The organism is Clostridium sp. Marseille-P2415 (genome assembly GCF_900155545.1).
Classification (GTDB): Bacteria; Bacillota; Clostridia; order Lachnospirales; family Lachnospiraceae; genus Lacrimispora.
Map to the genome: position 1 here is coordinate 1,592,314 of NZ_LT732526.1, position 15,891 is coordinate 1,608,204.

Genomic DNA, 15,891 nt, shown 5'->3' on the forward strand with positions numbered 1-15,891 from the left:
CCGGCGGTTACAGCAAGATAAAAACCATCTGCATATTTTTCCATAAAAATAATTGCAGATGGTTTTTATTAAATATCTCTACTGCCCGCCGGAATCAAACACTTTCCTGATCCCCGCATAAATCACCCAGCCTGCCGCCGTACCTAAAGTATTCATGATGATATCGTCCAACTGGCAGTACCCTCTCTTCGTCATCCATTGAACCGTTTCAATAAAAATACTGAGCATACAGCCTGATAAAATACAGATCCAGCTTTTTCGGGCTTTCGGCAGGCACAAAGGCAGCAAGATCCCAAAAGGTATGAACAATATAAGATTTTCAATCACAAAGACATGGGAACGAAGCGTTGTACCCCAGGTTCCCATCACTTCCATATTCACTTTATCCCTCGATAAGGAAGGCCTACTGTAATACACCGTTCTTGCAAGCACCACAAGGTATGCCAACGCAAGAAACAGGCTGACGCCGCGCTTCCTTCCCATTGGTTTTAATCCAAAACAATACCGAATCAATTCAATAAAAGGATATGACGCAATGGCAACGATGATCCCGGATACCATGTAGGAAATCGGTTGCTTCATATCCTCTAAAATATATACTATCAATTATGTCTGTCCTCTTTCTTGCAATTCTTTCAATTGATACTCACCATACAAGTTCATACCTCCCAGCATATGTTTTCAGAAAGTATTCGATTAAACCCTCCAACCAAAAGAGACTCTTTTTTAAATTTCTGTGTAATACAGCCTTTTGCGGCAACAACCGAATGGTCCTGCACAGACGCCCCCTTTAAAAGCATGGCTTCTGATGCAATCCAAACATGATTCCCCACATATATATTGGGAGATTCTATTGGGGAATTTTCTCCCCGCTTAAAGATATTATGGCCATCTCCATCCATAACAGTTACATTCCAGCCGAGAATACAATTGTCGCCAAAGGAAATACCGCTCCCCGAATTAATAATGCAATTGGCATTGCAGAAAAAATCCTTACCAAACTCCAGCACTCCATTGGCAATGATCTGCGTACCTTTTCCTAATATGGCATTTCCCTTAAAAATAACAGCAGAGTCATTGCCTATCTGCCAGTAAGTACTTTGTTTATTCCCCAATCCAAATGATCCCACAGTACCAATATGAATTCTTGTACCTTCCCGGAGCTTAACCGAGGTACGCTTTCCCATACTTTTGATTTTCACATTTGGCGCCACTCTGATCGGCAGCCTGACCGCCTTCCAAAATGGAAGATAATAAAAATTAAAATATAAAGTTTTAGGCATTCCTAAAATCATTTTTATATTCATCATAATCCTCCATACAGCAAATTCTGCAGGTTATCCTTTAATTCATTGGTTTTTTCAGTCGCCAGCGCATTGCACTGAATGACCTCTTTTTGAAGCTCGGCATGTTTTTCTATCCAATCCAATGTTTTTTCTATTGCCTCATCCGTAGTATCCGAGCATCCATGTATGACCCTGGCATACCCCAGACTGTCAAACAGTCCTTCAAACTTCCGGCTGTAAGAAAACGGTACACATGCTACATTTGCAGAAAATGCCGCTATTGTTGCATGCATGCGGGCTCCAATAAACCCATCCAGACGGGCAATATAAGACTTTACCTCCATAGGTGTTATAAAATCATCTATCACAACCAATGATGGAAATTCCTTCTTTAATTCACGGATCGCAAACAGATCATTATCCATACTCTGGGTCAGATCAGTCAGTACGTGGGGAATTAAATAAACCTCATATTTTTTTATCAGATTTTGAATCACCTCCCTGCAGTATTTTTGATAATCAACAGTCAGTCCAAATTGATTATCTCCGGTATAGCCTCCATTCCACAGCAAACCGGATGGATTGAATCCAATGTTTACAATGTGATTTTTATGTTCATTTTTTGTATAGGGTAAAGCAAATGCCACATCAGTAGTCAATACCGGCTTTCTTCCGCTTATTTTCACAGTATAATCCACAGATAACTGATCACGGGCATACACCTCTTTACAGCCATGAATGACCTTTACAGCCATATCCCTGACATCTTTATCCTGAAACGGCCCAATTGTCTGGCTTCCAAGCACGAGCGGAATTCCCATATCAATCACTTTCTGTTTCAGAGCAGTCCGTACAAAAAAACGCTGGCGTCCATATATATCTGTAAAACTATCTCCCGCAGTGAAATCAAAAACAACATCACATTCCTTTACACCAGGGGATACGATATATTTCCCGCATACCATTTTAAAAAAGCAAAATCCAATATTCAAATTTTCATATGTATACCTGGGCAGAAATTCATCCATACATGTTCTGTAGTTTCCTTTGGCTTTTAAGAATTTCTTTGTTGGAAACGTTGATAAAATTTTAATTTCTATTTTTTCATTCCGCTTGGCAGCTATCTCATCGACAATACTTAAAAATGCATAGGAAAGGGCCTCGCAGCCCTTATTGCTTGCACGAAAGATCAAACCTAATAATCCAATTTTCATATTATCTTCACCATCCCAGTCATTTACTTATTTTCGCAGCATCTTAACAATCTCTTTTCTTTTTATTATCATTATCACTCCAAGCACTGCTATTAAAATATAGCGGATAATCATATAGCTGTAAATTCCTGAAACTATTACAGTGATCAAGCTCACCAAACAGGATAAGCATAAAATTCTTTTATTATTATAGACATGACCATANCTGCCGCCGTACCTAAAGTATTCATGATGATATCGTCCAACTGGCAGTACCCTCTCTTCGTCATCCATTGAACCGTTTCAATAAAAATACTGAGCATACAGCCTGATAAAATACAGATCCAGCTTTTTCGGGCTTTCGGCAGGCACAAAGGCAGCAAGATCCCAAAAGGTATGAACAATATAAGATTTTCAATCACAAAGACATGGGAACGAAGCGTTGTACCCCAGGTTCCCATCACTTCCATATTCACTTTATCCCTCGATAAGGAAGGCCTACTGTAATACACCGTTCTTGCAAGCACCACAAGGTATGCCAACGCAAGAAACAGGCTGACGCCGCGCTTCCTTCCCATTGGTTTTAATCCAAAACAATACCGAATCAATTCAATAAAAGGATATGACGCAATGGCAACGATGATCCCGGATACCATGTAGGAAATCGGTTGCTTCATATCCTCTAAAATATATACTATCAATTATGTCTGTCCTCTTTCTTGCAATTCTTTCAATTGATACTCACCATACAAGTTCATACCTCCCAGCATATGTTTTCAGAAAGTATTCGATTAAACCCTCCAACCAAAAGAGACTCTTTTTTAAATTTCTGTGTAATACAGCCTTTTGCGGCAACAACCGAATGGTCCTGCACAGACGCCCCCTTTAAAAGCATGGCTTCTGATGCAATCCAAACATGATTCCCCACATATATATTGGGAGATTCTATTGGGGAATTTTCTCCCCGCTTAAAGATATTATGGCCATCTCCATCCATAACAGTTACATTCCAGCCGAGAATACAATTGTCGCCAAAGGAAATACCGCTCCCCGAATTAATAATGCAATTGGCATTGCAGAAAAAATCCTTACCAAACTCCAGCACTCCATTGGCAATGATCTGCGTACCTTTTCCTAATATGGCATTTCCCTTAAAAATAACAGCAGAGTCATTGCCTATCTGCCAGTAAGTACTTTGTTTATTCCCCAATCCAAATGATCCCACAGTACCAATATGAATTCTTGTACCTTCCCGGAGCTTAACCGAGGTACGCTTTCCCATACTTTTGATTTTCACATTTGGCGCCACTCTGATCGGCAGCCTGACCGCCTTCCAAAATGGAAGATAATAAAAATTAAAATATAAAGTTTTAGGCATTCCTAAAATCATTTTTATATTCATCATAATCCTCCATACAGCAAATTCTGCAGGTTATCCTTTAATTCATTGGTTTTTTCAGTCGCCAGCGCATTGCACTGAATGACCTCTTTTTGAAGCTCGGCATGTTTTTCTATCCAATCCAATGTTTTTTCTATTGCCTCATCCGTAGTATCCGAGCATCCATGTATGACCCTGGCATACCCCAGACTGTCAAACAGTCCTTCAAACTTCCGGCTGTAAGAAAACGGTACACATGCTACATTTGCAGAAAATGCCGCTATTGTTGCATGCATGCGGGCTCCAATAAACCCATCCAGACGGGCAATATAAGACTTTACCTCCATAGGTGTTATAAAATCATCTATCACAACCAATGATGGAAATTCCTTCTTTAATTCACGGATCGCAAACAGATCATTATCCATACTCTGGGTCAGATCAGTCAGTACGTGGGGAATTAAATAAACCTCATATTTTTTTATCAGATTTTGAATCACCTCCCTGCAGTATTTTTGATAATCAACAGTCAGTCCAAATTGATTATCTCCGGTATAGCCTCCATTCCACAGCAAACCGGATGGATTGAATCCAATGTTTACAATGTGATTTTTATGTTCATTTTTTGTATAGGGTAAAGCAAATGCCACATCAGTAGTCAATACCGGCTTTCTTCCGCTTATTTTCACAGTATAATCCACAGATAACTGATCACGGGCATACACCTCTTTACAGCCATGAATGACCTTTACAGCCATATCCCTGACATCTTTATCCTGAAACGGCCCAATTGTCTGGCTTCCAAGCACGAGCGGAATTCCCATATCAATCACTTTCTGTTTCAGAGCAGTCCGTACAAAAAAACGCTGGCGTCCATATATATCTGTAAAACTATCTCCCGCAGTGAAATCAAAAACAACATCACATTCCTTTACACCAGGGGATACGATATATTTCCCGCATACCATTTTAAAAAAGCAAAATCCAATATTCAAATTTTCATATGTATACCTGGGCAGAAATTCATCCATACATGTTCTGTAGTTTCCTTTGGCTTTTAAGAATTTCTTTGTTGGAAACGTTGATAAAATTTTAATTTCTATTTTTTCATTCCGCTTGGCAGCTATCTCATCGACAATACTTAAAAATGCATAGGAAAGGGCCTCGCAGCCCTTATTGCTTGCACGAAAGATCAAACCTAATAATCCAATTTTCATATTATCTTCACCATCCCAGTCATTTACTTATTTTCGCAGCATCTTAACAATCTCTTTTCTTTTTATTATCATTATCACTCCAAGCACTGCTATTAAAATATAGCGGATAATCATATAGCTGTAAATTCCTGAAACTATTACAGTGATCAAGCTCACCAAACAGGATAAGCATAAAATTCTTTTATTATTATAGACATGACCATATCCAAGAAGCTTAATACTGCAATAATGAAAAAATGCAAGCAGCGCGTAGCATACTAATGTTGTATATCCGGCAGCGACAAAACCAAATTGAGGAATAAATATGTAATTCAGTACCAGATTTAAAACAGCAACAGAACATGTGGCTATCATCACAATTTTAGTTTTTTTCAAATATAACTCCAGCCTCATATATAAAGAATAACATGCTGTAAAAAATACTCCGGCAGCAACCGATGGGACCACATAGATTCCGCTGTAATAACTTTCAGGCGCTAATATGCCAATTATTTCAGGTGCAAATAATGTGCATAATATCGTAAGTGCTGCAAAAAACAGCAGAACCTGATTTCCCCTTGCCTGAATGGATTTATAATTTTTCCGTTCCATTTGCTGATAGATCCAGGGAGCATACGATGCATCTACCGCATTCCAGAAAATCAGCATAATACCTGCCACTGTATAAGCAACATTGTAAACTGCCGTTGCACTTGTATTAACTAATTTACTGATCATGATGCGGTCAGAGCTTGAAAGAACATACATTGACAGATAATGGGGGATCAGCGGCATATTAAATGTAAATGCATATTTCCAATAAGCTAATTTAAGTTTCCCTCTTGATCTCATTGTTGTTGTAATAAAAAAGAAGATCCCGATACATATGGAAACAGATTCAGCTGTCACTACTTTCGTTACGGCTTTACTATGATCCGGTGCCATCAGCACGCAAATGACCGATAACACGATTGAAAGTAAAGATGACCCTAAGATGACAGCAGTAATCGCCTTATATTTATACTCAAAGCGCTGTCTTCCCATCCAATAATTATAGGCCGGGATAAAAATAAAGTATAAAAACATAACCACCATAAGGCTGTCAGGCATATCAACCAGCGGATTTAACCACTTATAAAATAATAAATAGATGCCCCCGCATACAAACGTACATAAATTAGCCAGACACAAAATCGAATATGTAAATGATTCTCTGTCTTTTTTAAAATCAATCATCCCATTATTAAAAACACCGCTGGCCATATTTAATGTTGCAATGATATACAACACATTTTGCCAGGAAGTAAAAGTTGAAATGATACCATATTCCGCTGTGGGCATGATTCTGGTAAAAATAGGACCGCTGATCATGCTCAGCCCTCTTTCAAAAAATTTAGCAAATACCAATGCCATGGAAGATTTGGCAACCGGGGACATGGCTCTCCACTTGTTTCTGTAACTCACGAAATATTCCACCATTTTATGCTCTCCTTTTTAACGAACCGGTTCTGTTTTTATAAAATGTTTACAGTGGATAAAAAATATTGATAATAAAAGAAGCAACATCCTGAAATCATCCGATGCGGCAAAAAACAAGCCGCTGATAAAATAAACAAACACCGTTGTTAACATCATGAAACCAAGAGTTAATCGCTTTCCTTCCCCATCCGGGCTTTTTTCTTTGTTTTTCCACAATCTGGAGAGAATATTTATTACCATTAATAAATAACTCATTAAACCTGCTATCCCATACCGGTATAAATGAATTAAATATTGATTTTCAATCGAACTCTTGATCATGCTTTTCCCCGTTTCGGTCTTCCACGCATATTCAAACAAATGATTTGGACCTAATCCGAAGAAAATTTTATCCTTCACCGCTTCAAAAACCCAGGAATATAACAATAATCTTTGCCCGGTTCCATTTGCATTGGACCCAAAGGAAGCCGAAATCTCATTCGCTGTTTCATCATCAAATATAGCAACAAACATATCAATAAACTGCTTTAAAAAATCAGATACTGCCGGTATATTAGCGATTAAAAACGCTGCCGCTGCCGCTATTAAAATTGGCATAAAATGTTTTTTTATAAATTTGAACAATCCCAATTTTACTAACCAGATGAAATGCAGTGCGATTATGCATAAAATAATTGATCTTGTAAGCGTTGCCACTATATTAAGGAGTACTAACCCATAGATAACTGCATATTTCCTTTTCTGAACCTCCTCCTGCTGAAATTTCCAGCCGACAATCGGTAAACATAACATCAAAAATGCAGCATTATTTGTAAAATTTGTACTTGAACCGTTGCTTCTGTACAAGCCATATCTGAATCTCTGCAAATCCGTGGAAGTCACCAGGTCCCATATGTTAAATCCTGTAAAACACTCAAGAATTCCCAAGATCGTGTATATTGTTAAAAACAGCAGAAATACATCGATAAACATATGAAGATCCCGTTCTGTCTGCAATAAATTATACATAATAATTAAAAACAACACCGTATCAATGAGAAAACCAATGCCTGTAGAAAACTGTAAATATCGAAAAGAAATAATCTCAACAAGTACAAAATATATCATCATAGGAATGCTGATGATCGTATTAGATATTGATAATTTCCCTTTTCTAAGTAATATACATAAGCAAAAAGCAAATAAAATTACGATCCGATAACTAAATGCACCAAAAAAATATAATCGTCTCGGCAAAAACATAATAAGAAATGCGAAAATACCGATCAAAAAATTTTTCAGTGAAAGTTTATTGCTAATTATAACCATTACAATTATCCTTTTCATCATACGTTTTTAAAATCTTTAAGTAACTTTTCAGAGAATCCATACAATTCCGATATACAAAGGCATTTTTTTTATGGCCGTTTTTTAATACAGCATCCGTTGAAGCATCTTCCTTATGATAAATAACGATATCCGGACAATATACGGATTTCAAATTATTTTTCATTAAATGCAGGAAAAGAATATCTTCTTCCATATATAGAAATGTACTGGGATCCAGCCCATCAAATCTGGAGATATAATCCTCTGAAAACACCATGAAGCATCCATGGATTTCTACATTTTCATGTTGGATCAAACGCTCTTCCACGCTAAATTGCGGTACATGTTTATAAAATTTTGACTTGATGCACCGGTAAAATTTATCAAGACCGAAGCAGTTTAATTTTAGTAAACGGTAATTTCTCCGGATCGAACGCCTGGCCCCCTGCATCGAAAGTATTTCCTTACGCAGAGGCGATGAACATATGCTTCCTTCCCCGGTTATGATCATTGGCCCTAAAACAGCATAATCAGTCTCTTCATATTTCTGCTTTAATTTTTTATAGATCCAATTTTGCATTAAACAAACATCATTATTCATCAAAATCAGAAAATGAGGTTGGAATTTCTGTTTCGCGTATGAAAAACCTATATTATTCCCCCGGGCGAATCCAACATTTTCATCACTGTGAAGCAATACAACATCGGTATTGTTCCGAAAGATCAGATTCAATTCTCTCCAGGAATCATCCGGTGAACAATTATCCACAATAATTATTTTATATTTCACCGTATCAATATGCCTGCGGATCGATGACACACAGCCAATCGTCATTTCTATTGCAGTATAGTGGAGAATCACAAAAACAATATCCATAAATTATCTCACCGCCTTAAAATCTCACTGTAAACTTTTTCAAATTCATCAATTTGTCTATCTATATTATAAATATCAATCGTACGGAGTATTGAATCAAAATATTTCTTATATCTTTTTCGGTCTGCCAATTGATCCATTAATTCAGCTAATTCTACGGCATTTCCTGCTTCGTATGTTTCTCCGCCATGTGTATTCTCTATAATCTCCGGCATTCCGCCGCAGCGGCCGGCAATAACCGGCAAACCGTATTTATTTCCCTCGATCAGTACCCGCCCAAAGGGCTCCGGCCACACAGAAGGAACCAATAGGACATCGCTTTCTTTATACGCTTCCGCTAACTTTTCATTGTCAAGCTTGCCGAAAAATACAATGTCCGGATTTTGAGCAGAACATTTTTTCACATATTCCGCCATCTCCCCATTTCCGCAGATATAAAGCTCACAATCTTTATATTTCATGCTTTCAAATGCCCGGATCATGTGTTCAATGCCTTTAAAATACACCAAACGTCCCGCATACATAAACTTAATATGAGGCGATGTACGGTTTTGCTTTTCTCTGATGACCGCTTCTATCTCACTGTGATCCATGTCAACACTGTTAAAAATACATTTCTTTACTCCGGCGTATTTAAAACAACCGGTCGCAAGGGAAGATTCCAGCGTATACCTAGAAGGAGCGGTAACACCGGAAACATATTTTGTAAATGAACGCATATAGATCCTGTGGATCATCCGTATGAAATGATTTGCTTTATGGCCATACTGAACCGGAGATACAATGGCAATGTCCCTGATGGTATGTACAACAGGAATTTTATTTTTATATGCAGCTTTCCAGATCAAGTACGACATCCCATATATGGTATTGGTATGGACGATATCCGGCTTAAAATCTCTGCAGACAGATTCAAAATCCTTCCCACATTTCACATTCCAATAGCATAATAGCTTTTGCTGAACTTTTTCAAATTTTCCAACATTTTTTTTATCATAGCTGAACCGGTACAGATTAAAATCATTGGCTGTAAACCGGTATATCTTTACACCGTTATGTACTACGGCCTTACAATTCCCAATTCTTGAATCCACGCTATAGATCCCGACCTGATGCCCCCTCTTTACAAGACCCTCTGCCAATAACTTAACGCTTTGTTCTGCCCCGCCCTGCATATTAGGATAATAAAATGTATTTACAATTAAAATCCGCATAGTACCTTCCTGTCCCTTTCATGCAATATTGCTGTTACTGTACCTTTCTGTACCGTTTTTTTCTGTACAAATGAATGAAAGGTGTTTTTCTTACAATCTTTTTAACATAAAACTTAAGTTTATACTTCANTGTAAAACACTCAAGAATTCCCAAGATCGTGTATATTGTTAAAAACAGCAGAAATACATCGATAAACATATGAAGATCCCGTTCTGTCTGCAATAAATTATACATAATAATTAAAAACAACACCGTATCAATGAGAAAACCAATGCCTGTAGAAAACTGTAAATATCGAAAAGAAATAATCTCAACAAGTACAAAATATATCATCATAGGAATGCTGATGATCGTATTAGATATTGATAATTTCCCTTTTCTAAGTAATATACATAAGCAAAAAGCAAATAAAATTACGATCCGATAACTAAATGCACCAAAAAAATATAATCGTCTCGGCAAAAACATAATAAGAAATGCGAAAATACCGATCAAAAAATTTTTCAGTGAAAGTTTATTGCTAATTATAACCATTACAATTATCCTTTTCATCATACGTTTTTAAAATCTTTAAGTAACTTTTCAGAGAATCCATACAATTCCGATATACAAAGGCATTTTTTTTATGGCCGTTTTTTAATACAGCATCCGTTGAAGCATCTTCCTTATGATAAATAACGATATCCGGACAATATACGGATTTCAAATTATTTTTCATTAAATGCAGGAAAAGAATATCTTCTTCCATATATAGAAATGTACTGGGATCCAGCCCATCAAATCTGGAGATATAATCCTCTGAAAACACCATGAAGCATCCATGGATTTCTACATTTTCATGTTGGATCAAACGCTCTTCCACGCTAAATTGCGGTACATGTTTATAAAATTTTGACTTGATGCACCGGTAAAATTTATCAAGACCGAAGCAGTTTAATTTTAGTAAACGGTAATTTCTCCGGATCGAACGCCTGGCCCCCTGCATCGAAAGTATTTCCTTACGCAGAGGCGATGAACATATGCTTCCTTCCCCGGTTATGATCATTGGCCCTAAAACAGCATAATCAGTCTCTTCATATTTCTGCTTTAATTTTTTATAGATCCAATTTTGCATTAAACAAACATCATTATTCATCAAAATCAGAAAATGAGGTTGGAATTTCTGTTTCGCGTATGAAAAACCTATATTATTCCCCCGGGCGAATCCAACATTTTCATCACTGTGAAGCAATACAACATCGGTATTGTTCCGAAAGATCAGATTCAATTCTCTCCAGGAATCATCCGGTGAACAATTATCCACAATAATTATTTTATATTTCACCGTATCAATATGCCTGCGGATCGATGACACACAGCCAATCGTCATTTCTATTGCAGTATAGTGGAGAATCACAAAAACAATATCCATAAATTATCTCACCGCCTTAAAATCTCACTGTAAACTTTTTCAAATTCATCAATTTGTCTATCTATATTATAAATATCAATCGTACGGAGTATTGAATCAAAATATTTCTTATATCTTTTTCGGTCTGCCAATTGATCCATTAATTCAGCTAATTCTACGGCATTTCCTGCTTCGTATGTTTCTCCGCCATGTGTATTCTCTATAATCTCCGGCATTCCGCCGCAGCGGCCGGCAATAACCGGCAAACCGTATTTATTTCCCTCGATCAGTACCCGCCCAAAGGGCTCCGGCCACACAGAAGGAACCAATAGGACATCGCTTTCTTTATACGCTTCCGCTAACTTTTCATTGTCAAGCTTGCCGAAAAATACAATGTCCGGATTTTGAGCAGAACATTTTTTCACATATTCCGCCATCTCCCCATTTCCGCAGATATAAAGCTCACAATCTTTATATTTCATGCTTTCAAATGCCCGGATCATGTGTTCAATGCCTTTAAAATACACCAAACGTCCCGCATACATAAACTTAATATGAGGCGATGTACGGTTTTGCTTTTCTCTGATGACCGCTTCTATCTCACTGTGATCCATGTCAACACTGTTAAAAATACATTTCTTTACTCCGGCGTATTTAAAACAACCGGTCGCAAGGGAAGATTCCAGCGTATACCTAGAAGGAGCGGTAACACCGGAAACATATTTTGTAAATGAACGCATATAGATCCTGTGGATCATCCGTATGAAATGATTTGCTTTATGGCCATACTGAACCGGAGATACAATGGCAATGTCCCTGATGGTATGTACAACAGGAATTTTATTTTTATATGCAGCTTTCCAGATCAAGTACGACATCCCATATATGGTATTGGTATGGACGATATCCGGCTTAAAATCTCTGCAGACAGATTCAAAATCCTTCCCACATTTCACATTCCAATAGCATAATAGCTTTTGCTGAACTTTTTCAAATTTTCCAACATTTTTTTTATCATAGCTGAACCGGTACAGATTAAAATCATTGGCTGTAAACCGGTATATCTTTACACCGTTATGTACTACGGCCTTACAATTCCCAATTCTTGAATCCACGCTATAGATCCCGACCTGATGCCCCCTCTTTACAAGACCCTCTGCCAATAACTTAACGCTTTGTTCTGCCCCGCCCTGCATATTAGGATAATAAAATGTATTTACAATTAAAATCCGCATAGTACCTTCCTGTCCCTTTCATGCAATATTGCTGTTACTGTACCTTTCTGTACCGTTTTTTTCTGTACAAATGAATGAAAGGTGTTTTTCTTACAATCTTTTTAACATAAAACTTAAGTTTATACTTCATGCCGTAGTTTATATACTTTTTTATAACACTTTCGAAACCGGCCTGCTCATAATCGGTCCAGAATTCTTCATAACGTTCCGGTTTTTCTGTCTGCCTGCGAAGATTATGCTGATATTTCACATATTCATCGTTCTTCACCTCCTCTAAATACATCCCCTGTGTTTTTTCTGCCGCTTCAGACAGGCTATTTAATAACTCCATTCCTTTTTCTGTATGGACCAGCATCAAAGAAACACCGTATTTCCAGGGTATTGAAGAATTCATCCTTTCAATTCCCCAAAAATCTCCCAATGTGATGTCACCCTGCCTGTCCAGGTTTGAAAACGGACAGGAAAAGCATCCTTTGCTTGTAATATACCCAGCCATATGCAGCCGTGAAAATACAGATAGTTCAGCCGTATTCTTAAGTACCGCCCCATTGTCAAAGCATGCATATGCCGGGTATGCGTTCCAGCCTTCCGGTTTATACCGGAAAGAATATTCTTTTAATTTTGCATGAACCTTTTTTTCCAGCCACTCTTTATAATCTCTCCAAACCCGCGGTTTGGGTGTTCCATGACAAATCAGATCAATCGTAAACAGCTGATCCGCTGATATCCTTTCCCGGTCCACATATTTTTTAAGCGCCGCGACCTGGCACGGAGTGCCGGAAAACAATACGGAACAACCGTCTTTTAACTGCCGGGCAATCTTAGAATAACAATCCTTACAGTCGCTTTTCACATACTTAGATCCTTGAAAAATGCTGCATTCTTCTGCAGAAGCAACTCCCGTATGCTGCACTTCAAGATCATTCGTCAGTCCGGCACCATAAAAATACTTCTCCCGGTTCTTATGTAAGAGCTCAAAAGCATGACACAGCCCGATAAATGCACCGCCGGAAGTACTTTTCATCACTTCATCATCCGTATTTTTAAATGCATATACATGTTTTTCCATTTAGATCCCCAAAGCCTTTTTCAAATAACATTTTGATTTCACCCTTTTTTCTTCTATTACGTTATCAACCGTGTTCCAATCTATGGCTTCCATACTTTCCAAGTCATTCATTGTCATGTTTTTACCGATCATTCTGTCAGATATGCGGAACATATTCTGCAAATCGGTTAACCGGTTCATCTGGTGCTTCCCTATTTTGGGAAATAAATAAAAATTCCTGTGATAGAGGCAGCTGAAAATCATACAGTGGAAAGAATCTGTAAACACATACTCCGCATATCTGATGACACTGATAAAGTCAGAGGGGGAAGCATCCCAGTATTTGATATCACCGAATTTCCGATCATATTGATTGATATGTTCGTAATCCAGAAAAGGCATTGTTACGATTTTCAAATTCTTAAAACCAGCAAATTTTTCTACAAATTTACGCTGTTCCTTCGTCCCTCTTAATAAATATACAAAAATATATTTCTCCTGGAAACGCCTTGGAGTACAAATATGATCCCAGACAGTCCGGTCAGCCAGAAGTGTCGGATCCAATACGGTTTCACAGTCATCTGTTCCCATAATAGAGCAAAGCAGGCTGCGTCCGCTTTCCTCGCGGCATGAAATTGCGTGAAACGTGGTAAGATTATTTCTGATCTTTTTTTTCTGTTCTTCCGTAACCTGGTCAACGCCTATGCTCGGTGCGTATGCAATTTTTAATTTACCCGGATTTACAAAAGTCAGCCAATAAATGCTGTCCAAAGACGCCAATTCCGGATGCCAGATCTGGTCACTGCCGCAAATAAAACCGTCGTAGCATTCATTTGCCGTATCAATGAAGTCCTCTCTATACCGCTTTTCGGAAGTCTTAAGCTTCTCATCAACAAACTTCTGCAGCGCAAAATTACGGTCCCGTAACTTCTTTGTGCCGAACTTCCACACAATCCTGTGAAAAGTTTTTTTCATACCAAGCGTTTTGATTTTAATAAAAAAATTGTCAACAGAGGCCACTTTCCCGCTATACTGATTGATTATTTCATAATCAATATTGTCGAATCCATTCATGACAACCTGTAATGCATATGCCTGTAATACGGAACCGTAATTATTTCTCCACCAAGTTAAACCCGCTATTTTCACGACAACCTCCTCATGTTTACACATGCGAAACACTCAAATAGATGTTGATTAATTGTTTTCTATTTTCATTCAAATCATATGATTTGTGCTTTAACGTTTCGATACAATCCTCACTGGATCCACACCTGTCTGGTTTCCTGTTTTTTATATTCTCAATTGCATGACACCAGGCTGCCGTATCCCCTAAGGGCAAATACCTGGTCAATCCCATATCAGCTTCTTTCGGTACAACATCAGAAGCAATGCATGGCAGTCCGCTCGCCTGTGCTTCTAAAAGCACCATTCCAAGCCCTTCCCACTTCGATGGAAAAACAAAGCAATCCATTGCATTTAATAAGTCTGCCACATTCTTTTGTTCTCCCAACAGCATAACACTTTCCTGCAGCTCTAAATCTGAGATCAAGTTTTCCAAATTGGGCCGCAACGCCCCTTCGCCTATACAAACCAGCTTACTATCCGGCACATGACTATGGAATTCTTTAAAAACTCTCAGCAGATACTCATGATTCTTTTGCTCGTTGATCCGGCCGATATGACCAATTACATATTGATTTTCCAGCCCCAATTTCTTTCTGTATGTATCTCTTTTCCATTGGTCATAACGGTACGATTCCGTATCAATCGCATTATTTAAAACAATGTATGACCTGCTCCCATACAGCCAGTTCCCTGCTTCTTCACTGCAGGCTAATCTTATTGTGCTTAACTTATAAAAGAAAGGAAGTAAAAAATAATTGAAAACAGGATTGTTACAAGTTGTGTTATGACAATGCACAATACGTTTCTGAATCCCATACCTCTTTGCTAATAAAAGCTCCGGCAGCATCATTGCACTGTTCCCGTGAATATGAACACAATCATAATGACCCTGTTTTAAAATTGATTTTAATTCTTTAAAATATGATTTTGACGCAGTCCTTCTGCTGGACAGCTTATAATAAACAAGACCTGATTGTTTAAATTCAGCCTCTAATTCCTGATGCAGATCAAATACCGCATATTCCAGCAAAAGCCCCGGACTGTTCATTCGAAAACAATAGTTTCGAATCACGCAGGCAATTCCCTGATATGTAAATGGTGTTGTGTTAATCACTAAAACCCGCAAATAAAGTCCCCCTTTACCGATTCCGGTTTTCC

The 15,891-nt window shown here is 38.0% G+C and carries 15 protein-coding genes; all 15 read right to left on the reverse strand.

The window, feature by feature from the left end; all coding sequences use genetic code 11:
- Window positions 1–78: 78 nt before the first annotated feature.
- On the reverse strand, window positions 79–606 hold the full coding sequence (locus BQ9856_RS12275; protein ID WP_077611295.1) for a VanZ family protein: 528 nt from the start codon (window positions 604–606) through the stop codon (window positions 79–81).
- A 53-nt stretch (window positions 607–659) separates the two neighbouring features.
- Window positions 660–1,310: a hypothetical protein gene (locus tag BQ9856_RS12280; RefSeq protein ID WP_139348689.1), complete on the reverse strand. Its 651-nt coding sequence runs from the start codon at window positions 1,308–1,310 to the stop codon at window positions 660–662.
- The gene (locus BQ9856_RS12285) at window positions 1,307–2,500 is read right to left on the reverse strand and encodes a polysaccharide pyruvyl transferase family protein (protein WP_077611297.1); all 1,194 of its coding nucleotides are present in this window, start codon (window positions 2,498–2,500) and stop codon (window positions 1,307–1,309) included. The genes BQ9856_RS12280 and BQ9856_RS12285 overlap by 4 nt, the downstream gene beginning before the upstream one ends.
- A gap of 152 nt (window positions 2,501–2,652) precedes the next feature.
- Complete coding sequence (locus BQ9856_RS12290) at window positions 2,653–3,156, reverse strand: VanZ family protein (protein WP_139348690.1); 504 nt, start codon at window positions 3,154–3,156, stop codon at window positions 2,653–2,655.
- 77 nt (window positions 3,157–3,233) lie between these two features.
- On the reverse strand, window positions 3,234–3,884 hold the full coding sequence (locus BQ9856_RS12295) for a hypothetical protein (protein ID WP_139348689.1): 651 nt from the start codon (window positions 3,882–3,884) through the stop codon (window positions 3,234–3,236).
- Entirely contained in the window at window positions 3,881–5,074 is a 1,194-nt protein-coding gene (locus BQ9856_RS12300) for a polysaccharide pyruvyl transferase family protein (RefSeq protein ID WP_077611297.1), read from the reverse strand. The genes BQ9856_RS12295 and BQ9856_RS12300 overlap by 4 nt, the downstream gene beginning before the upstream one ends.
- A gap of 27 nt (window positions 5,075–5,101) precedes the next feature.
- Window positions 5,102–6,532, reverse strand: a complete 1,431-nt coding sequence (locus BQ9856_RS12305; protein WP_077611299.1) for a lipopolysaccharide biosynthesis protein — start codon at window positions 6,530–6,532, stop codon at window positions 5,102–5,104.
- Window positions 6,533–6,547: 15 nt separating this feature from the next.
- Window positions 6,548–7,840 (reverse strand): O-antigen ligase family protein, encoded by a 1,293-nt coding sequence (locus BQ9856_RS12310; protein ID WP_159441985.1) that lies wholly within the window; start codon window positions 7,838–7,840, stop codon window positions 6,548–6,550.
- On the reverse strand, window positions 7,827–8,717 hold the full coding sequence (locus tag BQ9856_RS12315) for a glycosyltransferase (protein ID WP_077611301.1): 891 nt from the start codon (window positions 8,715–8,717) through the stop codon (window positions 7,827–7,829). The genes BQ9856_RS12310 and BQ9856_RS12315 overlap by 14 nt, the downstream gene beginning before the upstream one ends.
- Before the next feature lie 8 nt (window positions 8,718–8,725).
- Window positions 8,726–9,931, reverse strand: coding sequence for a glycosyltransferase family 4 protein (locus tag BQ9856_RS12320; protein ID WP_077611302.1), 1,206 nt, complete (start codon window positions 9,929–9,931; stop codon window positions 8,726–8,728).
- A gap of 521 nt (window positions 9,932–10,452) precedes the next feature.
- Complete coding sequence (locus BQ9856_RS12330) at window positions 10,453–11,343, reverse strand: glycosyltransferase (protein WP_077611301.1); 891 nt, start codon at window positions 11,341–11,343, stop codon at window positions 10,453–10,455.
- Window positions 11,344–11,351: 8 nt separating this feature from the next.
- A complete protein-coding gene (locus BQ9856_RS12335) occupies window positions 11,352–12,557 on the reverse strand; it encodes a glycosyltransferase family 4 protein (RefSeq protein ID WP_077611302.1) in 1,206 nt (401 codons plus the stop codon).
- Window positions 12,558–12,591: 34 nt separating this feature from the next.
- Window positions 12,592–13,626 carry a Coenzyme F420 hydrogenase/dehydrogenase, beta subunit C-terminal domain gene (locus tag BQ9856_RS12340; RefSeq protein WP_077611304.1) on the reverse strand — a complete coding sequence of 345 codons (1,035 nt, stop codon included), beginning with the start codon at window positions 13,624–13,626 and terminating at the stop codon, window positions 12,592–12,594.
- The gene (locus tag BQ9856_RS12345; protein WP_159441986.1) at window positions 13,627–14,754 is read right to left on the reverse strand and encodes a polysaccharide pyruvyl transferase family protein; all 1,128 of its coding nucleotides are present in this window, start codon (window positions 14,752–14,754) and stop codon (window positions 13,627–13,629) included.
- A 16-nt stretch (window positions 14,755–14,770) separates the two neighbouring features.
- Window positions 14,771–15,859 carry a glycosyltransferase gene (locus BQ9856_RS12350; RefSeq protein WP_139348691.1) on the reverse strand — a complete coding sequence of 363 codons (1,089 nt, stop codon included), beginning with the start codon at window positions 15,857–15,859 and terminating at the stop codon, window positions 14,771–14,773.
- Window positions 15,860–15,891: the final 32 nt, after the last annotated feature.